The sequence below is a fragment of the Secundilactobacillus odoratitofui DSM 19909 = JCM 15043 genome (assembly GCF_001434895.1).
In the GTDB taxonomy this organism is placed as follows: Bacteria; Bacillota; Bacilli; order Lactobacillales; family Lactobacillaceae; genus Secundilactobacillus; species Secundilactobacillus odoratitofui.
The window spans coordinates 359,468-384,469 of record NZ_AZEE01000027.1; the positions used below are offsets into that span (position 1 = coordinate 359,468).

The window sequence follows — 25,002 nt, forward strand, 5'->3', positions numbered from 1 at the left end:
TGCCAGAAGCAGACGGGGGTGTGGGTGGTTGCAGTGATAAATGATGTTAAGGCGAAGTAATGCAAGAAGTGATCTACTTCTTGTGTTGCTTCGCCTTAACATCATTGGACGAATTTAAGACTTGCGGTTTTTGCGAGGCTCAAATCCGAGGTGGAAAACGCGATAGCGGTTGAAGCCGGTCCCACAGCAACCACCCACATCCCCGTCTGCTGGCGGCCGAAGGCGGCAGTCAACACTGCGGTTGCTATATTTCGTAAAGTAGTGGATCAAAGCAGCAGATTGCAAATAATTTCGCACTTTAAGTTCCACTTAAGCTACCATTAAGTCTCACTTAAGCCAGGCCAGTTATAGTAATACATGTACTAAAGGTACAACACGTTAACATCTCTCAAAACGAAAGGAAGTCTGCTCATGAAAAAAATGATTGCTGTCATTCCTGCTTTAGTTACGGTGGCGACCCTCGGGTACGTGACCTATCGAAGTCGAAGAACAAGTTAACCGGAGGCGACAAACTTAAATAGATAACTTAACAACTTAACATTAACATCCTTCCCCTAGGATAACCCACACAAACGAACAACGTTTTCACTCTTGATTCTCCCTAACAAACGATAATACACAACCATAGTTGTCCTCCCAAACAACCATGATTAAAACGGTCACCATATCCTCCCAAGTATGGCGCGCCCATATCCAACCGCGACTGAGTCACCTCAACCTGATCCAGTCACACAACAACTTTCTTCCTATTCTCCCAAATAGAACGAAATACCCCAAACAATTGACGTCCTCCCAAGCGTCGATTACAAACCAAATTTCTTTTCTATCCCCCTAAAATAGAAAAACGCAACAACGCCTGACATCCTCCCAAATGTCAGGCGTTGTTGCGTTATAATGAGAGGTATGAATATCAAGGGAGTTGGTACTATGCGAGTCCATACTGGATCAGAAACTTGGCAACACGCGGCCGCTTTATACATCCGCCTCAACGTCTTTGTCCTTGAACGCGGCATCGCGATTGAAGATGAGTTCGACGATAACGATGAACCAGACCGGGTTTACACCGTCGTTTATAGTGATGATGGTCAACCAGCTGCGACTGGTCGGTTTCAAACCATCGACGACCAAACCATGCGACCGGGTCGAATTGCGACACTAAAGGCGTTCCGGGGTCAACATCTTGGCGCTCAGGTTATTGTTGAACTTGAGACCTATGGTAAAGCACACGGCTATACGAAGTCACTCATTCATAGTGAACTCACAGCCCAGGGCTTCTACGAACGACAGGGCTATCACGTCGTCTCAGACATCTATGAAGAAGATGGCGTCCCTTGTGTCAACGTCGCTAAGGACCTCTAACACAATACAATTCAAAAATGCACCGCAATCGCCCAATTTGATGTCGATTGCGGTGCATTTTTGAAGCAACACTATTTGAACGAAATCACGTTTTGCGGTTCGCCCGCCAAATACGCGTTAACATTTTCAACCGTCATCGCCAATAAGCGACTTCGCGTCTCATACGGTGCCCACGCAATGTGCGGCGTGATGAAACAATTTTTCGCCTGCAACAACGGATTGTCGGGACTGATTGGTTCTTTTTGAACGACATCCGTGGCGTAAGCATAAACTTTATCAGCGTTTAACGCCTGAGTTATCGCGACTTCATCCACCAATTTACCACGGGCAGTGTTCAAGATGATCACGCCAGCTTTCATTTTGGCGATTGCATCATGGTCGATCAACTGAATTGTCGCTGGTGTTTGAATGACATGCAGACTAATGACGTCTGATTGAGCAAGCAATTCATCAAATGAAACTTGTCGTGCCCACGCTTCAGCGGGTTGCTTAGGTCGATGGTTATAGTAGATCACGTTCATTGAAAATGCATGGCCAATTTCAGCCACTTTCTGAGCTATTCGACCGTAACCAATCAGCCCCAAAGTTTTGCCCTTTAATTCCAACAGTGATTGGTTCCAAAAGGTAAAATCAGGTGCCTGCGACCACTTATCCTCGTGAACAAGTCGATTATGCAAGCCAACTTGACCAGTGACTTCTAACAATAACGAAAATGTGAATTGCGCAACCGCATCACTGGCATACGTGGGAATATTAGTCACCGTAATCTGGTTGCGATGGGCACTTTGAACATCAACCACATCGTAGCCGGTGCCCATAATGCCAATGTACCTTAACCGTGGTGCGTGACGAATCACGTCATCATTTAACGGCGTTTTATGGGTAATCACAATCTCAGCGCTACTGATTCGGTTGATGATTTCATCCTGATCATCAACTGCTGTTCGATCGTATAACGTGCAATCACCTAGCTGTTTTAAACCATCCCAATTTAAATCCTTGTTCAGTTCATATCCGTCTAATAACACAATTTTCATGATTTAGCTTCTTTCAACAGCCTTGTTTATTCTTTTACTTGTTTTGTGGTACTTGCGTCGTTTGTGGCCGGTAAACAACCTGGTAAACCACTAGCATCACCACAAACACCACCAGTGAAATAATCATCGACACCCGGGTTGAAGCATTCACTAGCAGGAACACCAGTACTGCGCAGAAGAAGATCAAGCTGATCCAATCCGTAACTGGATACCCTGGCATCTTAAACGTAACTGCCCCTTCAGGATGCACTTGGCGGTATTTAATGTGGCACCAAAGCAAGACAATCCACACCAACACAAAGTTAATGGTTGAAACACCTGAGATCAACGTAAAGACGCTGGCAGGCATGAAATAATTCATAATCACAATGATAAATAAGACAAGGGTCGAGAAATTCAATGAGTCACTCGGTACCCCACTTTTACTCAGCATCTGGAACCGTTTTGGCGCGTTGCCACCGGCACTCAGTGCGTGAAGTGTCCGACTAGTACTAAATAAACAACTGTTGGTGGCTGATAAAGCGGCCGTTAACACCACGAAGTTTAAAATACCGGCAGCACCCGTGATGCCGATGCCTGAAAAGACTTGCACGAACGGACTAGCCGTCGTGGTGATACCGTGCCAAGGGTAGACACTCATAATAGCAATCATTGATCCGACGTAAAACAACCCGATCCGAATTGGTAAACTGTTGATGGCCTTAGGCAAGTTAGCCTGTGGATCATTTGTTTCACCGGCCGTTAGCCCAACCATTTCAATTCCAACGAAGGCGAAAACCACCATTTGAAATGACATTAAGAAGCCATAACCACCAGTTGGGAAGAAGCCATCGTGACTGAACAGGTTACTGAATGACGCCGTCTGACCAGCAACCTTGGTGTGCATGATGGCTAACGCAAACCCAACCACCACTAATACAATAATCGCCAATACTTTAATCATTGAAAACCACGATTCCATTTCACCAAAGGCCTTAACGTTTACCCGATTGGTGAAGTAGAGAAAGACTAAAATCACGAACGGTGCCACCCATTGTGGGATTGATGGAAACCAGAACTTAATGTAAATCCCGGTGGCGGTTAAGTCGGCCATAGCCAAACTGATCCAACAGAACCAATACATCCAGCCGGTCACAAATTCCATTCGGTCACCCAGGTACTGTTTCACAAAGTCCAAGAATGAATGCTTACTCGTGTCAGACAGTAATAGCTCACCGATGGCGCGCATCATGAAGAAACAGAACAGGCCAACAATCAAGTAGGCTAATATGATGGATGGTCCAGAAGTGTGAATGGCACTCCCTGACCCCAAGAACAGTCCCGTTCCAATGGCACCACCAATCGCAATCATTTGAATATGGCGGCTCTGTAACGATCTCGATAATTTTTTGTTGCTGTTTTCCATAACGTGCTCCTTTTCTAGACGCAAAACGGCGCCCCTCGGCAGACTACTCTAGTCTACCAAGGGGCGTCGTAACGCTGTTCCACCCAAGTTTCACAGTTCTTCTTGAACTGTCTTTAATCGCTGATAACGGTCGCGCAACCTTGTTTGTTTCTGCCATTTGCTTTCGGTGTCAGTTCTCAGCCAAGCCTGACTCTCTGTTTGCTTAAGTATACTTGTTTCACATTGTACTTTAATATTTAGAAATTGCAAGCACCAAAAAACGAACTTTTTCGTGAAATCGTTTTAAAAAGTTGCTGTTTCGCGGTTTTAGTCGTTTAAAAATTAATTTTTAATTAGTTGTTATCAGCATATTTTTTCTGACCAGTCGTTTTCACAGTCATTTTAGCCGTTCCCGCTATGCGCCTAACCAATCTGTTAAGTAAAAACCGGTCGGTAAATCAACCGTCCAAAAATACAGTTAAGTCAAAATGTTACAAAAATTCAGCCATCAGACTACAATACAAGTATGAAACGTTTGAATTAAACAGTTAATGCTACTGATGGAGGTATCCCAATGACAACACAAAATTCGCTCAATATTCCGACTTACGGCTTAGGCACCAACAAAGTTGGCGGTCACAACCTCTTCCCAAATCTGAAGGATGAAGATGGTTACGCCGTCGTTCGCCAAGCCCTTGATGCTGGCATTCAATTGCTGGATACGGCCTACATGTATGGTAAAGGGCGTTCCGAAGAAATCATCGGCGACGTTTTACAAGACTACGACCGCTCAAAAGTGATGATTGCTACCAAAGCAGCGCAAGACCCAAACAACGGTTTAGCGCTCAACAATACGCCCGCTTTCTTAAAGGCCTCAGTTGATGCCGCCCTGACTAGACTTAAAACCGACTACATTGACATCTTCTACATTCATTTCCCAGATGATCAGACACCTAAAAATGAAGCAGTTGCAGCCTTGAACGAGCTTAAACAGGCCGGCAAGATTCGCGCCATTGGTCTGTCAAACTTCTCCTTGGACCAAATTAAAGCTGCGAACCAAGATGGTTTGGTCGACATTGTGGAAGATAATTATAGCTTAGTCCACCGTGACGTTGAAAAGACCATGTGGCCTTACTTAAAGGCCAACAACATTGGTTTTGTGCCCTACTTCCCACTTGCTTCTGGCTTGTTAACTGGTAAGTACACAGCAGCCGATGCAGCTAAATTTAACCAGTTTGACCAACCGGCATACACACAAATTATGTCAGCCTTAACTCGGGTTAAAGCTATCGCTGAGGGACACCACGCTACCGTTGCGCAAACGATTTTAGCCTGGTACATTAAGAACCCAATGATTACCACTGTGATTCCGGGTGCTCGAAACGCTGAACAAGTATTGGCCAATGCTAAAGCACGTGAAATTACCTTGACCGATGCCGAATATAATGAAATTGATCAATTATTTGGTGCTTTTTAAGTATAGTCACGGTTTTTAGTCCCGTCAAAGACCAAATTTTTACTCTACAAGCGAAAAGGTGTGAATTCTGACAACATCAGAATCCACACCTTTTTAATTTGCATCTCTGGCACTCAAACATTTTTCTAAACAAGTATCGAAAGTAATTTGTATTTTAAATTCAAATATCCAATTCACTATTCTCAGTTATTCAGAAATAGTTTTCCGCTTTGGCATGACATTGATTACAAGTAATCCGGCGAATAACGCTAACCAAATGAGTGACATTCCTTGGTTACCTAGGATACCATTGTGGAAATTATAACCAAAGTAATCAGCAAAACTTGCACCAACTGGGCGAGTCAAAACATAGGCCAACCAGAAACTAAGAATTTCACCAACGCTATTTAATTTCGGGTTACGAATCATGCGATATGCAATCAACCCTAAGAAAATTGCACCAAGAACCAAGCCGGTATTTAAGAATCCAAGCCCCAAACCTGTTGGGTCAACGTTGTACCCACCTGCACTTGCGGTGGCAATCCAATCGCCTGCAGCCGTTCCTAACATGAACGAAAATGCGACGGTTAACCAGTAGAAAGCTTCTTTTTTACGTGAAGTGATGTGGTGAATAGATAGATCATGCGTACTGTGATACCACCCAAGAAAACTAGCGCCCATTAAACCGGCAAATATTACGGTGGTTTCCAAATAGTGAAGACCCGTTAGACTCTTGAAAGTATCCGCTGAGAACGTTCCAAACACGGCTAACAGCGCAACTGAAAGCCAGTAGTACAGTGGCCGGTACCGTTTCGACCGCATTTGTAAAGTTAAAAAGATGGCAAACAAACTGAGTGACCAACCAACGGTGAATAATTCACCCATATTTTGGTTTTGTTGACCGAATATTTGACTTGAAAAATCTGAGACGGACTCACCCAAGCCAGTGCTAACTAACTTGGTGAGCCAGAAGATACCTGTGATGGCTGGAACCTTGTTTAAGGTTTCCGTAGCGACATCAGAAGTCAGTGGTCCATCAATAACTGCTTTCATGATAATACCTCCATAATAATGACAAATTGATTGTAATTGGTGCTCATGACCAATTGATGTCACTATCATAGAGCCAAAAACCGATTGAAACACTCTACTTTTGGTGAAGGTTATCTGAAGGTTCTTCATTTAACCGCTGAAATCGTGATTGTAACAGTGTTACCTGTGGCCTAAAACATTTATCTAATTCATGTTATTTTGGCAACGTCAGCGTAAAAACACTACCACGGGGATCGTTATCTGTTATTGAAATACTACCATGGTTTAAACTAACCAGTTGTGAAACAATGGAAAGTCCCAGACCGGTACCGGGAATTTGACTGGAACGTGCGGTATCGACTCGGTAGAAACGATCAAAAATCAAATTTTTTTGATTGTTGGGGATTCCCGGCCCCTGATCTGAAACAGCAATCGTCACGTTATCATCTTGCGGTTTACAAGTGATTTTGATTGGCTGATTCGTTGGCGAATACTTTGCAGCGTTGTCGAGCAACGCAAGGATCATCTGTTTTAAACTGTTTTCATCGACCAATACCGACAAAGTAGGCGGACAATCCACCTGAACCTTTTGAGTCATTTGTTCTTGGTATGGCTTTAATAGCTGGGTTAAAACTGGTGCCAATTCAAGTCGTTGGGGACTTAATGTTAATCGCTCGTTTCGAGTGATTGTCAATAAGGACTCCACGAGCTGCTGTAACCGGTTAGATTCGCTATCCAAAAAATCAATCGCTTCGCTCAGAACTTCAGGATGCTCGGCTCCCCGACGTTTCAAAAGACTAATGTAACCACGGATTACCGTCAATGGCGTTCTCAATTCGTGTGAAGCATCAGAAACAAATTGCTGCTCATGGATTAACTCTTGGTTTAATGCTGATAAGAGCTGATTAAAACTTTTAGCAAGCTGCTGAACTTCTAGCGGCGTGGTGGGTACCGGCAGTGGCGTTGTCGAAGGTTGCGTTGTTTCGGTTCGTTCTTGCACAGCGTCTGTTAGATTGGTGAGTGGTTGTGTCAGCCGGCTTGCGTGCATATTCATTAACAAAATACCCAGTATTGAACTGATACCAACAGCTAATAACACCGCTAGCACAACAACTTCTAGCTGACTGATAATATAATCAAGCTTTAACCAAACCTGATAGCGCGCCTTTGTTGAGCTTTTGTTACTGTAATAAAATAAGCCCCGTTTAGGAACGTATACAATGGCGGGCGTGAGTTGACGACCAGTTTTATCGGCCAAATTTGCGAACTGTCTGGCATGAGTTGAGTAAAATAAGTTTGCCGGATAACCTGCTGTTGAATGTACATTGATTTTGACATACGTTGTAGATGGTCCCTGTTCACTCGATGCTTGCCAGGCATCTGTATTGGGTGTTTTGTGGACAAATGTTGTTTCTAAGGACTTAACCATTTTGTTGGCAGCTTGTTCGCCATTTTGAAGAAGCAAGACGGCCATTACGCCGAGGGTGACGAGTAAACTCACCAAAGCGGTTATGATTAACGTGCGACGATACGCACTGGCGATGACGTGCCGGTTAGATTCCGGTTGATTGGCCATGTTGGTTCACCTCACTCAACGTATAGCCAATACCACGAACAGTTCGAATTTGAATCTCTGAGCCAATTAAAGGTTCTAGTTTTTGTCGTAACTGTCGGATATAAACGTCAACGATGTTAGTTTGACCAACAAAATCAGTGCCCCACACTGCATCTAAAATCTCATCGCGATTCAGTGTTTGATTGGCGTGTCGCATTAAGGTGAGTAACAAACCGTACTCCCGCTGAGTCAACTGAATTTGTTGTGTTTGAAATTTCACTTGGTGTGCTTTGGTATCAAGCGTTAGTTCGCCAATTTGATAATGAACCTGATTTTCAGATTTTTGGCTTTGTCGGCGAAGCCAAACTCGAATTCGAGCTAGCAATTCCTCCATTTCAAACGGCTTAGTGAGGTAGTCATCCGCACCACTGTCTAAGCCAGCAACCTTGTCCCCAGAATAATCCCGAGCGGTCAAAAAAATAATTGGAATTTGAGTATCTATTTTACGAATATGTCGGAGTACCCCTAACCCGTCAATCTCAGGAATCATCCAATCTAAGATAATTAAGTCAAGTTGACCTCGATTGGCATTGTACATCGCTAATGCCTCTTTACCGGTGCCCGCAAGTAAAACATCATAGTGTTCAAATGAAAGTTCAGTTCGCAAAAGCGCCTGCACGCCCGGTTCATCTTCGACCACTAGTATTCGTTTTGTCACCATCATCACTTCTTTCTGTTTCTTTAGATCATTCTGGTAAGAAGCAAGAATGCGGATTTAATGCACTCCTGTCCTTTCTGAACAATGTAGCCCAAAAAGCTGATTTGACCAGTTTAATTTTTAGGTCAGTTATGCCTACTTTGTGATTATTCGTTTGAGTACATCAAACCTTTCTTTAAAAAGCAATGACCTCGCAGACATAATTCAGGTTAAGTTTATCACTACAAAACGACATTTAATACAACATTCGATTTTCGTTTTCCCACCAAAAATTCCAGATAATAATCGATTGACGTTTAATTCCATAGTCCTCGCTTTCCGTCAATGATTTAATAAAAATCCAGCAATCAACTCCGGAATATAATTTATCGTAAAAAGCGCCGTCGATTCCATAATCTAGAATCGACGGCGCTTTTTATCATATACTGGGACTAATAAACGCTATATCCCATGTGTTACAGTTACTTATTCACAACAAACTTAGCAGGCTTACCAGCATCCACCAGCAAAACGTTACCAGCCACAATATTAGCCATCGCGTCTCGAGCTTCTACAGTGGCGTTACCAACGTGAGGTGTCAAGATAACGTTCTTCAAACTCTTGAAGCCGTCATCGACTTCTGGCTCGTGTTCGTAAACATCAAGCGCAGCACCAGCGATTTCGCCAGCTTTTAAGGCGTCCAACAGTGCAGCTTCATCAATAATTGGACCACGACCAACGTTGATGATCGAAGCGGTTTTCTTCATTGCTTTAAAGGCTTCAGCATTGAATTGGTGATGGTTTTCAGGGGTCTGTGGTGCGTTGATTGAAATATAGTCACTGGTCTTAATGAGGTCATCCAACGACTTGTAAGTCACCTTCATTGAACGTTCTTCAGGGTCTGACAGACGGTTAGGCTTATAATACTGAACGTTCATCCCGAGTCCATTTGCTTTACGAGCGACGTCACTACCAATGTTGCCGAGGCCAACAATCCCAAGTGTCTTCCCAGCAATTTCATGGCCTAAGAAGTACAATGGTGCCCAGCCTGGGAACCCTTCGTGACGCATCTTTTGGTCGCCTTCAACGATGCGGTGACTCAAGGCCAACATTAAACCAATCGTCACTTCAGCAACCGCATTGGTTGATACAGCTGGCGTATTGGTGACTGGAATGCCCTTTTCTTTAGCATAAGCCGTATCAATGTTGTTAAACCCAGCACCAAAGTTCGCAATCAACTTCAGCTTTGGCGCAGCATCAATAATCGCCTTATCCACTTGAGTTGAAAGTGGTGTGATCAGAAAATCGATATCAGACACATTTTTGAGTAATTCATCGTGAGAAATTAAACCTTCGCCTTCGTAAACGCTAACGTCTAAGCCACCGTTTTTCAGTTCTTGCGTTGCGACTTCAGGTAACTTAGCTGACAAATATACTTTACTCATAGTTGGATGCCTCCTGTATTTTGTTAACGTTTTCATTATCTCCCCAAACGGCAAAAAGTGCAATCAAGCATGCCTATTTTGGCGTAATTAACAAAACATATCCACTTATGTACATTGAAATACGGAAAAAGGGATGCTTATCCGATTACGACTACTTCGAATAAACATCCCTTTTTTAGTATCTTGTGTAACCTTTCGCTACACATGTGCCCGTTTCACTCGCGCAATGAAATTTTCAAAAATCGCGAATTGTTGCTGATTAACTTCAAACATCGTTTCAGGGTGCCACTGGACGCCGACAATCAACTCGCCGTCTTTGCTTTCAACCGCCTCAACAACATCGTCACTGGCAGCTGCGGTTAGCTTTAACTGCGGTGCCAAGTGTTTAATCGATTGATGGTGGTGGCTGTTAACTAACACCCGAGACTCGCCACCAAAGATCTGGCGTAAAATCGAATCCTCAGCCACTTCCGCATAGTGGGTACCTTGATCCATTGGTGCATTTTGAAAGTGCTGAAGTGGTTGCCGGTCGAACTGTGTCTCAATGTCTTGGTACAAATTACCGCCAAGCGCCACGTTAAGGACTTGCGTACCACGGCAAATACCTAAAATCGGCTTGTGCTGCGCCACCGCCAATTGTGTTAAGGCAATCTCTGTTTCATCCAAGTATGCATCCGTCATGCTCAACTTAGGCAGTGGTTCCTCATCGTAAAACCGTGGTGCAACGTCCGCTCCACCAGGCAACAACAAGCCATCTATGACTGCTGCGTAACTTTCTGCTAGATCTGGTTCCCGCGTGGGAATTAAAACTGGCACACCACCGGCTTTGATGACCGCCGCCACTTCACCCTGATTAACACTGTTCCGGTATGAATCACCTAATAAGCGCCGTTCAGCCGGAATACCAATTACTGGTTTTGACATCGTCAGTCCCCCTACTTCCAATAAACGTAACGATACTGAGTATCACGTAGCAGGGTCGGTTTGGCCCCGCCAACTTTGGTACTGATGAGGTTAGCTTGGGTACTTTGATACAGTGGTGTCACACCCTGCTTGTCAGCCAACAATTTGGCAGCTTGCTGCATGGTTTGATAACGGTCCGCAGCGGACTGCTTATCAGCGGCAATCGTTGAAATTAACTTCTCGTAAGCAGCATTGTCGAACTTACCGAAGTTGATACTGTTGGTAATTGACCCCTTGTTCAAGAAATCAATTGGGTCCTTAAAGTCACTGGTCCAACCAATACTACCGGCATCGAAATCACCCTTAGTCAAGGTTGCAATTTCATTGTTCAGTGGAATGGATTTCAAGGTTACTTTCAAACCTGGCAAGTTCTGTTGGGCCGTACTTTGAACGTATTCGCCGACCGCCTTTGACACATCAACATCGGCCGTCAGTAGTTCAATCGTCACCTTCTTGGTACCAAGTTGTGATTGCGCCTGTTTCCAATACTGTTTGGCTTTCTTCAAATTATAAGGGTACAAGTTGCCCGTATCGTCATTGAAATCCTTACCAGTCGTTGGGTTAGTAAAGTCACCTTGTGTCACCATACTCTTAGCTGGCACTGAACCATCTTTCAAAACGTTTTTAACCAACGTTTGTCGGTTAATGGCGTAGCTCACTGCTTGACGCAAAGCGGTGTTAGCCGTTGCTTTACGCTTAGAATTCCAAACTAAAAATGCCATCCGGTTTTGCTTAGTGAGCACCAAATTCTTCTTCAACTTACCACTTTGATCAGCTTGAACTTGGGTGCCCGTAACCGTCGTCACCTGGACACTATTTGAAGCAAATAGATTTTGAGCGGTGTTATTATCCTTAACCGTTTGAACCTTGACCGTCTTTAAGCGAACCGACTTAGCGTTATAGTACTTACTGTTCTTAACGTAGGACCAGGTTTCGTTGCTACCCGTCCAGCCCTTTAAATTGAAGGGACCATTACTCAATGTCTTAGCTGCGCTGCTACCATACTTATCACCGTATTTTTCAACAAACTGCTTGTTCAACGGATACAGTTCGGTAGCCAAGCGGTAGTTAAAGTACGGCGTCTTTTGTGCCAGCGTAATCTGCAGTTTGGTCTTAGACAGCGCTTTAGCACCTAACGTACTAACCGCTTTTTTACCATTATTAATGGCCGTTGCATTCGCAATTTCTTCAACGTGACCGGCTTCTTGTGACTTGGTCTTAGGATCGACTTGTCGCTGCAACGAGTAGACAAAGTCCTGTGCCGTCACCTGCTTGCCATTGGACCACTTCGCATCCTTACGCAACGTGAACGTATAGGTCTTACCGCCATTAGTTGGTTTCACAACCTTAGTTGCTACGCCAGGAATGACTTTCCCGGTTTTACTTGTGGTGTACAACCCTTCGTAAATTTGGGCAATAGCAGCTTGACTGTTCAAGTCCGTTGCCTTGGTGGGATCCGCCGTTGCAATTGGCTGCGATGACGTCACCTTCAGTGCCTTGTCTTGTGTCCCCTTTGAAGCTGAATTACCACTGCCACAGGCTGCTAGCAATAATGCTAACGCTGTGACTGATACCCCTAATAACCGTTTATTCGCCATCTTTAATGCTCCCATCGTCTGCTTACTTAGATTTAAATTGCTTTTTAATGAGAAAATTCTAATATAATTACGTTGGCTTGTCAACTATTGCGCGTCCTTGACTGTGTTTCAAATGTACTTGATAGAATACTGACACTGCAGTCCCAAAAGATCACTAGCCCTCCGTTCATATTGGTTAAATCGCTTAGATATCAATGTAAAACTATTCGTTCATAATTGCCTCGAAGTTACAAACCTGGTTGTGTAACCGTGTGACGTATCTGACTAAATCGTCGGACAATCATTCTCATTGAACGATAAAAGAACACACCAGTGAACCAATTGATTCATTTAGATTTTATCCAACAACTTTATGAATAGAAGCCTTCAATATCAGCCGTAGTGTCAGAAGCAGACAGTTTGGCGGTTGGTAGCAGTGACAAATGATGTTAGGTTGAAGCGACGCAAGAAGTGCCTTTCTTCTTGGGTTGCTTCAACCTTACATCATTGGACGTGTCAGAGACTTGCGCACTTGGCAAGGCTCGGACGCGAGGCGGAAACGCGTTAGCGGTTGAAGCCGGTCCCACAGCTACTACCCGCCAAACTGGCTGCTGGCGGCCGAAGGCGGCATCCTTCGCAAATGTTTCCAACCACAATCATTAGCTCACAAAAAACGACCTCAAGAATCGTAACTGTTCTTGAAGTCGCTATATTATATATCAAGTTCATCAAGTGAACTCTGTGTTAGTTATCATGTAGTTGAAAACTAGGCGTGCAGCATCGCCGTGACCGTGGCCTGAATATCTTGGCTACGTGCAATCATTGAAATAACCGCTGAGCCAGCAGCCCCAGTCGCAATAACGTCGGACAAATCGTTAACGGTAATGCCACCAATCCCAACAATCGGCCGGGTTGTTGCCGACACTAATTGTTGGAGTCCTGCTAAACCAATTACGGGGTCTGCATCGGCCTTAGATTCAGTGGGAAAGACTGGTCCACTGCCATAGTAATCGATCCCCGAAATGGTATTAGCCTGTTGTACTTCTGATAGGGCCGAGCAAGAAAGACCAACAATCATTTGATTGCCAACCTCATCGACCACTGCTTGAATTTGTTCATCTGACTGACCGACATGAATGCCGTCAGCGTTAACTTGTTTGGCTAGAGAAACGTCATCATCCACAAAAAACGGAATACCAGCTTGAGCACACTTATCGCGTAATTGTTGCGCTGCTTCAACCCGTTTCGTTGGGGTTAGGGTTGATTGGGCGCCCTTATCACGAAATTGAAAAGCGGTGATGCCAGCAGTAATAGCGGCCTCTACCGTTGGTACGAGTTGATTCTTGTCTACGTCTTGAGAACCACAGACAAAGTAGGCTTTTAGTATGCTTGCATCAAATGTCATGATTGCTGATGCTCCTCTCCATAAGCCCAATGGTTAAGCGGACCATGACCGTGACCAACTTGAATCGTGTGGCGAATAGCCGCCTCCACAAAGTCTTTAGCGGTGCGAATGGCAGTTTCGATATCGTGACCCTTGGCAATTTCAGCTGTCATCGCAGAAGATAACGTATCGCCAGTACCATGAGTACGAACTGTATCCACTCGTGGCGAACTGAGCCAAAAGCTATGACCATCTTCGAGTAACACGTAGTCACTGACCTTATCCGTATCACCATGGCCACCCTTGATCATCACGTTCTTTGCGCCGGTTGCTTGTAAGACTTTAGCAGCTTGTTTCATATCATCTGCAGTCTTGATCGACATTGCTGTCAGTCGCTCCGCTTCAGGTAAGTTTGGTGTCACAATGGTTGCTAATGGTAGCAAGTCGCGTTTCACGACTTCAATGGCATCATCAGCCAACAGCGCAGCACCACCCTTAGCAATCATGACAGGGTCAACGATCAGCGGGCCGAAATCATAGCGTTTTAGATTATCAACGACGATCTCCACGTGTTCCGCATCCGCCAACATGCCAGTCTTGCAAGCCTTAATGGCCAAATCATCTGCCAGTGACGCAAACTGTTCGTCGATCAGCTTCTTCGGCAAGGCCATGAAGTCTTGGACACCCAGCGTGTTTTGGGCCGTCACAGCAACAATCACAGCCGTACTAAAGACATGCCGTTCCTGCATGGTTTTCAGGTCAGCCATGACGCCGGCACCACCGCCAGAATCAGTCCCCGCAATCGTTAGTGTTTGTGGAAATGAATTGAGTTCCTCAGCCATTATTAAATGTCACGCCTTTCAATCAAATTGAGCAATTTTTTCGATGTCTGCTACGGATACTAAGTGTAGCTCATCCATTAACTGGGCTGCAAACGTACCCGGTCGTTCTTCCTTAAGTTGGTTAGCCACTAGCTCACCAGTAGCAGCGAATACTAAACAAGCTGTTTGAGCGGCTTCAAAGTAATCACCGTCACTGACTGCACAGAAAGCAGCCACAATGCTACTCAACATGTCACCAGAACCAACGTGCAACTGGAAGAGCGGTGTCCCGTTATGAACCCGGGCCACTTTTTGTCCGTCAGTAATCACATCGGTTTCACCACTTAAAATGACGACGCATTGCTGTTTAACGGCCGCAGCCTTGGCAATTTCAACTAAATCTTGGTCACCAGATCCAGCATCAATACCCTTGGCCTGCCATTCAACGTCAGCTAAAGCTGCAATCTCACCAGCATTTCCGCGAATCACATCTACTTGGAACTGCTTCATAAGATCAGTGGCAACCTGCTTTCGGTAACTAATCGCACCGACAGCAACCGGATCAATTACCAGTGGCTTATGATTGGCGTTAGCAGACTGACCCATTTTTAAAATATGCGCGACTTGTGGTTTTGAAAAAGCACCGAGGTTCAATGCCACCGCACTGCTAATCGCCACCATCTCATCCGTCTCTGCAATTTCTTCTGACATAATGGGTGATGCGCCAATCGCATTAATCCCGTTCGCAACGTCTTGCACCGTCACGAAATTTGAAATGTTAAGCACGACCGGATTGGTCTGTCGTAATTGATCAAGTAACTCAAGTTTCACCTTGATCAACCTCCTTCAATTGAATTTAAAACAACTGCCCGTTCATTTCTATATTAAAAGGGTCAAGCTAAACGAAACGTCCAGCTCGACCCATCACTGATTACTCAGCCCGAATTGAACACGTTCCTACGCAAGCATGAACTTACAGGTTCAAAGGGATTGTGCCAAGCACATCTCAGCCCCGTGTGGGACACCCCTCGTGTTGTTTGGCTTCTATTTTACATGTAAACGCTCTTTTAAGCAAGAACCTGGAAACTGTCACATTGTGTTTCTTACTGTCACTGCCACTTCAGGTAACACCCTTTTTCAGCTGCTGTGGGACCAGCTTCAGCCACGTAAACGTGTCTTCCGCTTCGTTGGTGAGCCTTCAAAGAACGAAGTCTCACCAACGTCCAGTTCGAGTAAGCGCTAAAGCGCCAACTCGTACTTGTCACTGCAGCTGAAAAAGGACGTTACCTTCCGTTCTCGTTACCAAGATGTGACGTGTTCTCCTCTCAATGACTAAAAGCTACTTGTCTTATCCATATCATGAGCCGTAGTGTCAGAAGTCAGTTTGTTTATCGGGTAGCAGTGACTAGTGCCACTTTGCGCGGTAGCGCTTAGTGGCACTGGACGTTCCTGAGACTCACGGGTTTCGAGGCTCAGGAACGAGACGGAAAACGCGCAGCGGTTGCAGTCGTTCCCACAGCTACTCGCCAAAACATTAACTGGCAGTCGAAGGCGAACTTCTCCCGCATACGTTTACTGACGCAAAAAAGTGAAGAATTCAAGTTGAGAATTCTTCACCTTCAATTTTATGCAGCTTTAATTAGAAATCAGTGGTATCAGGATCAGTGGCTAAGCCAGCTGCACCATGATAGCTGTCGATTTTCTTCATGTCTTCTGTTGAAATTTCAAAATCAAAAATGTCAGTGTTAGCCTGAATATACTCAGTATGCACAGACTTAGGAAGTGGTAAGAAACCGTGCTGTAAGTGCCAACGTAAGACCAATTGTGGAACTGACTTACCGTATTTTTCAGCGATTGCCTTCAAATCTTCAATCTCAAAAATCTTACCAGTGCCAAGTGGGCTGTACGCTTCAGATAAAATGTCGTGTTCATCATTATAAGCAACGACTGCTGGTTGCAAATCTGAAGGATTTAAGAAAATCTGGTTAACCATTGGCGTGATTTTAGCCGTTTCTAACAATGCATCCAAGTGCTTTGGCCGGAAGTTAGAAACCCCAATTGCCTTAGCGCGACCTTCTTCATAAGCTTCTTCCATTGCCTTCCAAGAGCCGGCGTTAGCTTCTTGCCAGTTGTCACGGAAGTTAACTGGGTTAGGCCAGTGAATCAGATAAAGGTCAACATAGGCTAAACCAAGCTTAGATAATGATTCACCCAAGGCTTGCTTAGTTGCTTCATAACCGTGGTTAGCGTTCCAGAGCTTAGTGGTTACAAATAAATCCTCTCGCTTCACGCCTGAATCGTGAATGGCTTTGCCAACACTCTCTTCGTTACCATAGGCAGCGGCTGTATCGATGTGGCGATAACCAGCCTTTAACGCATCTAAAACAGCGTGATAGGCGACGTCACCATCAGGCGTCTGCCAAGTACCGAATCCGACGACTGGAATCTTAGACCCATTGCTAAGGGTGTACGTATCAGTTAATGACATTGTAAATCCTCCTTTAATGTATCAGATACGATAAGTTTACCGTTATTTTAATGATTATAGCAAGGGCTTAGCCTTACGATTTTGAATCATCGTCCTTGCGCCACCAGTCGCGGACCTTTTTAACGAGGTAGGCCAGTACGATCAATGTCGCTAGTCCTTCAATGACCCACTGTAGTAGTTGCCACCAGTCAAACGGCCGTTTAGCGACGTGTGCCGACGCAGTGTCTGAGTTCGTCACCGTGAACAACTTATCAAATTTCCAGTAGCCATTGTCACCCTTGACGGTCATCAACAGCCGGTACTGCCCGGTCTTAAGTTGTTGACCATTTAGAGTTGAAATTGTGTAGTTAAACCTTGAAGTCGGCGCAAAATTAAGTAATTGATTATCAACCTTAGCTACCGTTTTGTTGCCTTCACCAGTTACTGTGGCTTTCAAATGCACGTTACCAATAATCACGGGTTGATTATTTTGCAACTTCACTTGGATAGCTGGCAACCCGTTCATACCGACGTAGTGTGTACCATAGTACAACAGGTTTGGCTTAACAGTCGTACTACTTTCCTTTAGCCGTACCGCAACGACGTATCGAGCAAGGTTATTAACACCACTGTTTTGAGCGGCATGATCGCTTGCACTAACCGAATGAACCACGAAGCCGCCAAGTACCGTACCAGTAAATTGCTGTTTAGGCACGTTTAATTTGAAACTCACTGTTGCGCTGCTCTGACCATCAATCGTGACCGGTTTGCCCGTTTTATCACTGATCATATCGCTGAAAGCCGTGGCCGCCGAAGCATCCTTTTTAGTGCTACCCGTATATGCAATAGCGCCCAATGAGCTGGTCGTGGTGTTACTTGGTTTGACGTAAAATTGTTGGCGTTTGGTACTGTTATTAAAAATTCGAATTTTTAGCGTCCGACTCTGACTAGGTTTCACCTTCAAATCAAAATAACTGGACTTGGCGGCATTATCTGCTGGTAAGATTGGCTTAACTTGAAACTGATTCACACTTGATTTGGCCTGAGTAACTCCGCTGGAGACACTCAGGGCTGTGATGCAGATTGCGAGTGTTAGTAAAACAAACTTGGTAACTCGTTTAATCGAACTCATTTTATACTCCTATTGTTATAAGACAAGAAACCCAACTCAAACTGTCAGCAGCTTGAGCTGGGTTTCCGTTTTGAAGTTTCGCACTAGTTAACTCGGATTAATTTGATGTGGTATCACTCGTTGGCCCCGATGTTAAGGTCCAATTCATGGTAGCTGTGTAAGTTGCCTTCATGGCAGGTAACTTCGCGAAATTCAACTTAGCATCACTAAAGGTAGTTGACCAAGTGCCTAAGCCCTCACCTTGACCGGCTGATAAAATACCAACCGCTTGATTGCCAGGTGTGAGTGTTGTACCGGTACTCAATGAATGTGGTGCAGTTCCAATTTGAGTGGGCGAACCAGCGTACGTCGTTGTCTGTGCACCAGTCCCCATCGTCCAACCATTACCTTTACTCATATTTGTGCCGGCCGCATTCGTAAAATCACTCAAATCAACTGAAACGGTCCAACCCGCACCAGTACCGGTTTCATCATCTACGGTGAGTTTACCAGTTGGTGTTGTCCAAAGAGTTGTATCTGAACTGTCCAACGTTTTACTGAAATCATAACTTGGAACACTAGTCAACGTAAGGGAGCCATCACTACCACTTACTGGTTCAACCTTTAGCGTCGCAGTTGATTGCTGCACTGTAGTACCCGCATCAGCTGCATGGCCAATAACCGGTACCGTCGTCAAGCCCAAAAAAGTGATACCAGATAAAACGAGGATTATACCTAATTTTGAAAAGCTGCTCATTGTTATCTCCTTTCGTTATGTACGTTAAGTTATAAAACAACTCTTACTAACGTAAAACTCATCTGATAAAAAGTCAATATATGACATAGCGTATTTTGATAATAATTCTAATTTTATACCGTTATACCAGCAATTTAAGCAATGAAAACGGTTAATTTCGTTAAATTTAATCTGAAAATAGTTAAAAAGTAATGTACGTCCCTAATCATTAACCACCCTATTCATAACAAGCATTCTCACGAAAAAAAGCTGGCCATCAAATAGGTCAGCTTTTTACTACTTAAATTCAATTTGTACTTCATTAACGCAAGACTAGTGAGAAATCTAGTTTTACATAGCGGGCATCGCACTCAGCCAATCGTACTGGAGTAACTGATGGGTGCCCTTCGTTACTGGCAGCCAGATTTTGGCTTGGGCGATATCTTTCATACTTTGCCAGAAGGAGTGGTCCTTCTTTGCGGTTTCTGATGGTTTAATTTTAATAATCTCGTTCGTTTCAGTTTTAGCTGTCATTGAAGACTCGGACACGTTCACGAGCTGAACAGCAATGGTTTCGACTTCTGCATGATCAAGCAACATCACGATCATCCTTTCAAATTGCATACTTGATATTACAAATATAAGAATAGCAAGTAATTGTCACTAAATTATGAAGCTTTTGTTGAGAAAGTATTAAGAAACCGTTTTCAGAAAATAATTTAAATAAATTACTAAAATTAATCGATTTTTACTAAATTTATTTTCAACAGCGGCATAAGATAGCGTATAATATAAACCGATAAAGCGTTTTCATAAGGAGGATTTTTCAATGCAGATTACATCCGATATCTTTGGTCAACATAACGGTCAAAACATTGACCGTTATACAATTACCAACGCCGATGGTAACTTCATTCAAGTGAGCACCCTTGGCGCAACTTGGACTGGTTACACGGTAAACAACCACCCATTGATCGTCAGCTTCAACGATTTAGCCCACTACGACAGCCCCGCATCATACAGCCTGTGCAAGTCAATTGGGCGTGTCGCTGGTCGGTTAACTAAGGCCACTGCGACAATCGATGGTCAGGAATACCATTTTGATGCCAACGAAAACGACAACACTCTTCACGGTGGCCCTAACGGCTTCTCTGAAATTGTCTGGCAAGCAGAACAGTCAATTCGCGAACACGATGCTAGCGTGACCTTCTCACGCCACATCACCAGCGATGAAGACCATTTTCCTGGCGACCTGGACGCCCGAATCACCTACACATTCGGTGATGACAACAACGTTGCGATCACCTTCAGTGCTGCTTCAACCGCAGCAACTTTGTTTAACCCAACCTGCCACGTTTATTGGAACCTTACCGAGGGCCAAAAGACGCTTGAGACCCAACTCTTACAAATCAACAGTAAGCGCCGGCTTGAATTAGCCGATGCCGACAAAGTACCAACCGGCAAGTTCGTCGATTTACCTGGTACTGGCTACGACTTTGAAAAGACGACTGATATTCCAAGTGCTTTGGCTGATATTAAGTCACAAACTGGCAAGATTGAAATTGATGATGCCTACGAAGTGACACCAAGTGCCGATACACCAATCGCTACTTTGAGTGACAGTGCAAGCAACCGCCACGTGGCCATTTACTCTGACCGTAACGCCTTAGTGGTCTTTACCGCTAACCCATTTGATCAAAGCAAACCTTACAACGCCTTGGCAACGGAAGCTCAAACATTACCTGATGCCATCAACCACGAAGGCTTCGGTGATATCGAACTTAAGCCTGGTGACTTGAAAGAATACACAATTCAATATAAGTATTACGAAGAATAAACCGGACGCAATAACCTTTTGTGCAAACCTATCTCACAACTTCTCAACTACAACTCGTTTGCGCAATAGCGTTGCTGCAACGTTTATCACTTCAACTCACAAGCACACGGTGTTTCCTAATCATTAGGAAGCACCGTGCGCTTTTTTTAAACCCTCAGTTACGTTAATCAGTGACCGTTCTGGAAGTTGACTGGTATATAGGCTACAATGTAGGTTCAGATACTGTCACTACTTAACACACAGATAGGATAATAAAAATTGAAACCAACTCAAACAAATCGATATCATCAACACCCCACGCGACCACGTCAAGGTGACGTTCAAGTTAAGCTCGGTCAACGCTTTCCGTTGACCATTAAGCGTCTCGGCATCAATGGTGAAGGCATTGGTTACTACAAACGTAAACTCACCTTTGTCCCTGGCGCACTCCCCAACGAAGTCGTCGTGGCTGAAGTAACCGGCATCAAGCCCACTTTTTTAACCGCTAAAATTCACCGTCTCAAAACGCCTAGCCCTGATTGCGTGGAACCTCGCGATGCCTACGCAGGTGAAGTTGGTGGCTTTGAACTAGAACACCTCGCCTATCCTGCCCAGTTGGCCTTTAAACGCGACGTTGTGACCCAGTCACTTGAAAAATACAAGCCCAAGGGTTATCGTCACTTCGTTTTAAAGCCCACCATTGGCATGAAGAATCCTTACGAATACCGTAACAAGGCTCAGTTTCAGGTACGACGGAATGCAGAGGGCCACATCATCGCGGGCCTTTATCAAGAACGTAGTCACCACTTAGTCGATCTGGCGACCTGCTCCGTCCAAATGCCTGCAACAATGACGGTCATGCGTAAAATCGTCACCATTATGGAAGACTTAAACGTCAGAACTTACGACGAAAAAAAACACACTGGCCTAGTTCGTACTGTCGTTGTTCGGGTCGCTGAAGGAACTGGCGAAGTTCAGGTCGTTTTTGTTACCACCGATGAGGCCTTTCCACAAAAGGACGATATTGTGGCAAGAATTCAAGCTGAACTCCCCGACGTTGTGTCAATCATGCAAAACATCAATGCGGCTAGAACGTCACTCATTTGGGGCGACGAAACGATTCTGTTAGCTGGCAAGCCACGCATCCGCGAAGTACTCAACGGGCTGCAATTCGACCTATCTGCCCGGGCTTTCTTGCAGTTGAACCCCTACCAAACCGTTCGCTTGTACGCTGAAGCCCTTAAAGCACTGGACCTAAGCGAAAACGAAACGGTGGTGGATGCTTACGCCGGTGTAGGGACGATTGGTCTTTCCATGGCCCACGCTGCTAAGGAAGTACGTGGTATGGACATTATTGACGATGCCGTCAAAGACGCACGCGAAAATGCGCAACTCAACGGTATCGACAATGCCCATTACGAAACTGGCACAGCCGAAACCATTCTACCTAAATGGCTGAACGAGGGCTTTAAACCGGACGCCTTAGTGGTCGATCCTCCTCGCACCGGCTTGGATGACGGCTTGATCAACGCCATTTTACAAGCTAAGCCTAAAAAGTTCGTCTACATTTCCTGCAACCCTTCAACGTTAGCACGAGATTTGGTAAAACTTACCCGGCAATATCACGTCGACTACATCCAATCTGTCGATATGATGCCACAAACGGCACGTTGTGAAGCAGTTGTTAAATTTACTAGAGCTTAAACAGTAGCCAAAACGCCAATTATGGCTTATCATTAATCAATACTCTTATTTGACCAATATTGACTAAATAAACAATTCGGACTTCAACTAGAAAAGAGGGTTTCAATGCAAAATCCATTCGATGGTGATAACAACGAGGGACCAAATGGCTTACCAGTGCCACCAAATTACGCAACTGTCACAAAGGCAGATAATGGCGATATTCGAATTGGTAAGGTTGGCTTTTCCTTCACCGCATTCATCTTTGACTTTTGGGTGCCGATTTTCCGTGGTGACTGGTACAACTTTTTCTGTATCGCCGGAATTGAATTAGGTGTTGGTATGGGGTTTTACTCAATTCATTTTACCAACATTCAAGTTCAGGCTTCTTGGTATAGCTTGGTTGAGTTAGCACTTAAGCTACTCTGGGGCTTCTGGTACAACTACATGTACTTTAGACACCTCTTCAATCGAGGCTATCAACCCGCTACCCAACGATCAAAGGACGTTCTCGCCAACAAAGGTTATTTACCAAAATGGCTCAAATAGCCAGATGCATCGCTTAATACAAATTATATATTCTGATATACCCTCAAAGTTAAGTAAGTTTAACTTTGAGGGTTTTCTTTATTCAGGGTTATCTCAATAGCTCATCACTGTCACTCCAGGTAACAAAAATAGGATGATTGCTCAAAACAGCAACCATCCTATTTTTGATGTTTATAATCGTCTAACAGTTTTGTTTAGCAAAAGCCGCTATTTAATCTAACTTGCCATTCAAAAATTGTGCTTCACCATTGCCAAAACTCCAGTCGGCTTTAGTATTGCTTGTAATATTAATCATCACATCAGATGGTGAAATGCCAATACCTTCATGTAACGCTTTTACTAAATTAGCATAGAAGTGTTCTTTATCAATTTGTTCTCGTGGACTGGAGGTCAAACTGAATAACAAAATTTTATCGGTCCGTTCTAGCCCCAGACCCACGTCCCAGAAAACCATTTCTTCTGGTTCGTGCTGTGTGACAACTTGGTAACGGTCACGTGGCAGTAAATGGAGTTCATCGGTCGCAACTTTATAAGAAATATCCAAGATAGTCTTGATTTCGGCTTTATCACGGCCTTTAATCATATCAATTCGCATTAATGGCATCGTTTTTTCTCCTTGTCTTTAACAATTTTAATTACAGTGATGAGCATATTAATCAGCACCTGTACCTTACCTGAAACACCACGATCATAATAACACGTTGCTTTAATACCGTGCCATCCGTTTCAAAAACTGCTTAGGGTTCAGATAACTGCTTAGTTGACTAGACTTCACGATTGATTTTGCAAATTCAAAGCATCATTCATTGTTTGCTCGTCGTAAAACCACAGAACCGCAAACATCACTAGGTAAATGACTAACGGAATCCAAACGTAATTCCAATTGATCATACTCAGCGTTGCAGCGTTTTGGGCGTGGTCAGGTACGTAGCCAGAAAGTTGAAAAAGGCCGGCCGTAATTAAACCACCGACACCCAAGCCAACATTGACACCAAAGTTGTCGCTAGCCGCCAAAATACCTTCTGCTTGAATCCCCATCGTCATACCATAACGAATGGTGTCCGCAATCATGATCGACACTAACCCAACAATCATGCCGTGACCGATCGCATTAATAACAATTCCCGTAAATAATACGGGTAACCCGCTGCTATAGACCCCAAGCATCAACACAAGTTGACCAATAAAGGCTGTGACGATACCAACCAACATCGTCCGCTTATTGCCATGTAAATTTGATAAATGCATTATCAGGATCACGCCGAGTAATGACGCCAACGTAAAGCTGTTCGCTAACGGTACGAGGCCTTCATTATTCAGGGTGTATTTGAAGTAATAAATGGCAGTTTGATTTTTAATCGCGGTCACTAACCAAAAAAGTAATATCACAACTGAGATTCTAATCCAAGGTTGGTTCTTTAGGATCATGGGTAGAACTTCTCTAAATGGTTGATGGGCAATCTCGTGGTCACTAAACCGCTCTCGCACGTGGAAAAACGTATTCCAAATCAAAATTAAAGAAATAATGCCAAATAACCCAATTGTCATTAAGAAACCGTGTTGTTGGTTACCTCGACCAAAGAACGCCACTAATGGCAAAGTAAATACGGCGACGATAATCTGTACTGAACTGCCAAAAAACTGGCGAATGACGCCTAATAATGTGAGCTCTCGTTCGTTACGTGACATGGTAGGTAAAATCGAGGTTACCGGTAAGTTAACGGCGGTATAAAAGAAACCCAGTCCGAGGTATGTCACGTAAGCCCAGATTAATTTACCCGTGGCCGAAAAGTCCGGTGTCACAAACGTTAATACCGCAAAAATCACGTACGGTAAGGCGTACCACAAGAAAAACGGTCGACTTTTACCAAACCGTGAATGTGTGTGGTCAATCATCAGGCCAATTAGTGGACTTTCAATCACGTCCGCT

Annotated in this window: 23 protein-coding genes and 1 riboswitch; of the genes, 5 read left to right on the forward strand and 18 right to left on the reverse strand. The window is 44.3% G+C overall.

Annotated elements, in window-relative coordinates; all coding sequences use genetic code 11:
- The first annotated feature begins 927 nt into the window (after window positions 1–927).
- On the forward strand, window positions 928–1,359 hold the full coding sequence (locus FD04_RS03980) for a GNAT family N-acetyltransferase (protein WP_054699170.1): 432 nt from the start codon (window positions 928–930) through the stop codon (window positions 1,357–1,359).
- Between the two features lie 71 nt (window positions 1,360–1,430).
- On the opposite strand, the gene FD04_RS03985 is transcribed toward FD04_RS03980, so the two are convergent.
- Window positions 1,431–2,396: a D-2-hydroxyacid dehydrogenase gene (locus FD04_RS03985; RefSeq protein ID WP_056947188.1), complete on the reverse strand. Its 966-nt coding sequence runs from the start codon at window positions 2,394–2,396 to the stop codon at window positions 1,431–1,433.
- 34 nt (window positions 2,397–2,430) lie between these two features.
- A complete protein-coding gene (locus FD04_RS03990) occupies window positions 2,431–3,801 on the reverse strand; it encodes an amino acid permease (RefSeq protein WP_056947191.1) in 1,371 nt (456 codons plus the stop codon).
- 553 nt (window positions 3,802–4,354) lie between these two features.
- Between FD04_RS03990 and FD04_RS03995 the strand changes: the two genes are divergently transcribed.
- On the forward strand, window positions 4,355–5,257 hold the full coding sequence (locus FD04_RS03995; RefSeq protein WP_054699166.1) for an aldo/keto reductase: 903 nt from the start codon (window positions 4,355–4,357) through the stop codon (window positions 5,255–5,257).
- 186 nt (window positions 5,258–5,443) lie between these two features.
- Here FD04_RS03995 and FD04_RS04000 read toward each other — a convergent pair whose 3' ends face one another.
- The 14 genes from FD04_RS04000 to FD04_RS04060 form a co-directional block, all read right to left on the reverse strand.
- Window positions 5,444–6,289: a COG4705 family protein gene (locus FD04_RS04000; RefSeq protein WP_054699164.1), complete on the reverse strand. Its 846-nt coding sequence runs from the start codon at window positions 6,287–6,289 to the stop codon at window positions 5,444–5,446.
- A 193-nt stretch (window positions 6,290–6,482) separates the two neighbouring features.
- Entirely contained in the window at window positions 6,483–7,844 is a 1,362-nt protein-coding gene (locus tag FD04_RS04005; protein ID WP_056947194.1) for a sensor histidine kinase, read from the reverse strand.
- Window positions 7,822–8,541, reverse strand: a complete 720-nt coding sequence (locus FD04_RS04010) for a response regulator transcription factor (RefSeq protein WP_056947497.1) — start codon at window positions 8,539–8,541, stop codon at window positions 7,822–7,824. The genes FD04_RS04005 and FD04_RS04010 overlap by 23 nt, the downstream gene beginning before the upstream one ends.
- Window positions 8,542–9,002: 461 nt before the next feature.
- Window positions 9,003–9,965 carry a 2-hydroxyacid dehydrogenase family protein gene (locus tag FD04_RS04015; RefSeq protein ID WP_054699160.1) on the reverse strand — a complete coding sequence of 321 codons (963 nt, stop codon included), beginning with the start codon at window positions 9,963–9,965 and terminating at the stop codon, window positions 9,003–9,005.
- A 198-nt stretch (window positions 9,966–10,163) separates the two neighbouring features.
- Entirely contained in the window at window positions 10,164–10,889 is a 726-nt protein-coding gene (locus tag FD04_RS04020) for a gamma-glutamyl-gamma-aminobutyrate hydrolase family protein (RefSeq protein WP_054699158.1), read from the reverse strand.
- A gap of 11 nt (window positions 10,890–10,900) precedes the next feature.
- On the reverse strand, window positions 10,901–12,526 hold the full coding sequence (locus tag FD04_RS04025; RefSeq protein WP_056947197.1) for a peptide ABC transporter substrate-binding protein: 1,626 nt from the start codon (window positions 12,524–12,526) through the stop codon (window positions 10,901–10,903).
- 428 nt (window positions 12,527–12,954) lie between these two features.
- Window positions 12,955–13,161, reverse strand: a complete 207-nt coding sequence (locus tag FD04_RS12440) for a hypothetical protein (RefSeq protein ID WP_156660396.1) — start codon at window positions 13,159–13,161, stop codon at window positions 12,955–12,957.
- Between the two features lie 110 nt (window positions 13,162–13,271).
- Window positions 13,272–13,910, reverse strand: a complete 639-nt coding sequence (thiE, locus tag FD04_RS04030; RefSeq protein WP_054699156.1) for a thiamine phosphate synthase — start codon at window positions 13,908–13,910, stop codon at window positions 13,272–13,274.
- A complete protein-coding gene (thiD, locus tag FD04_RS04035) occupies window positions 13,907–14,731 on the reverse strand; it encodes a bifunctional hydroxymethylpyrimidine kinase/phosphomethylpyrimidine kinase (RefSeq protein ID WP_054699154.1) in 825 nt (274 codons plus the stop codon). Before thiD ends, thiE begins: the two co-directional genes overlap by 4 nt.
- Window positions 14,732–14,749: 18 nt before the next feature.
- The gene (gene thiM / locus FD04_RS04040; protein WP_054699152.1) at window positions 14,750–15,541 is read right to left on the reverse strand and encodes a hydroxyethylthiazole kinase; all 792 of its coding nucleotides are present in this window, start codon (window positions 15,539–15,541) and stop codon (window positions 14,750–14,752) included.
- A 106-nt stretch (window positions 15,542–15,647) separates the two neighbouring features.
- Window positions 15,648–15,749, reverse strand: a riboswitch (TPP riboswitch).
- Between the two features lie 600 nt (window positions 15,750–16,349).
- Complete coding sequence (locus FD04_RS04045; protein ID WP_054699150.1) at window positions 16,350–17,198, reverse strand: aldo/keto reductase; 849 nt, start codon at window positions 17,196–17,198, stop codon at window positions 16,350–16,352.
- A gap of 73 nt (window positions 17,199–17,271) precedes the next feature.
- Entirely contained in the window at window positions 17,272–18,309 is a 1,038-nt protein-coding gene (locus FD04_RS04050; protein WP_056947200.1) for a WxLIP family cell surface protein, read from the reverse strand.
- Window positions 18,310–18,406: 97 nt separating this feature from the next.
- On the reverse strand, window positions 18,407–19,045 hold the full coding sequence (locus FD04_RS04055; RefSeq protein ID WP_056947203.1) for a WxL domain-containing protein: 639 nt from the start codon (window positions 19,043–19,045) through the stop codon (window positions 18,407–18,409).
- 330 nt (window positions 19,046–19,375) lie between these two features.
- On the reverse strand, window positions 19,376–19,648 hold the full coding sequence (locus FD04_RS04060) for a hypothetical protein (RefSeq protein WP_235805639.1): 273 nt from the start codon (window positions 19,646–19,648) through the stop codon (window positions 19,376–19,378).
- Window positions 19,649–19,853: 205 nt separating this feature from the next.
- Here FD04_RS04060 and FD04_RS04065 point away from each other — a divergent pair, with 205 nt between their 5' ends.
- From FD04_RS04065 to FD04_RS04075, 3 genes are all read left to right on the forward strand, one after another.
- Window positions 19,854–20,861 (forward strand): aldose epimerase family protein, encoded by a 1,008-nt coding sequence (locus tag FD04_RS04065; protein WP_056947207.1) that lies wholly within the window; start codon window positions 19,854–19,856, stop codon window positions 20,859–20,861.
- A gap of 258 nt (window positions 20,862–21,119) precedes the next feature.
- Entirely contained in the window at window positions 21,120–22,544 is a 1,425-nt protein-coding gene (rlmD, locus tag FD04_RS04070; RefSeq protein ID WP_056947210.1) for a 23S rRNA (uracil(1939)-C(5))-methyltransferase RlmD, read from the forward strand.
- 105 nt (window positions 22,545–22,649) lie between these two features.
- Entirely contained in the window at window positions 22,650–23,072 is a 423-nt protein-coding gene (locus FD04_RS04075) for a DUF2628 domain-containing protein (protein WP_056947213.1), read from the forward strand.
- Window positions 23,073–23,283: 211 nt separating this feature from the next.
- Here the strand turns inward: FD04_RS04075 and FD04_RS04080 are convergent, their stop codons facing one another.
- Both FD04_RS04080 and FD04_RS04085 read right to left on the reverse strand, forming a co-directional pair.
- Entirely contained in the window at window positions 23,284–23,676 is a 393-nt protein-coding gene (locus tag FD04_RS04080; RefSeq protein ID WP_054699619.1) for a tautomerase family protein, read from the reverse strand.
- Window positions 23,677–23,843: 167 nt separating this feature from the next.
- A partial coding sequence (locus FD04_RS04085) for an MFS transporter (protein WP_235805640.1) occupies window positions 23,844–25,002 on the reverse strand: 1,159 nt, incomplete at its 5' end.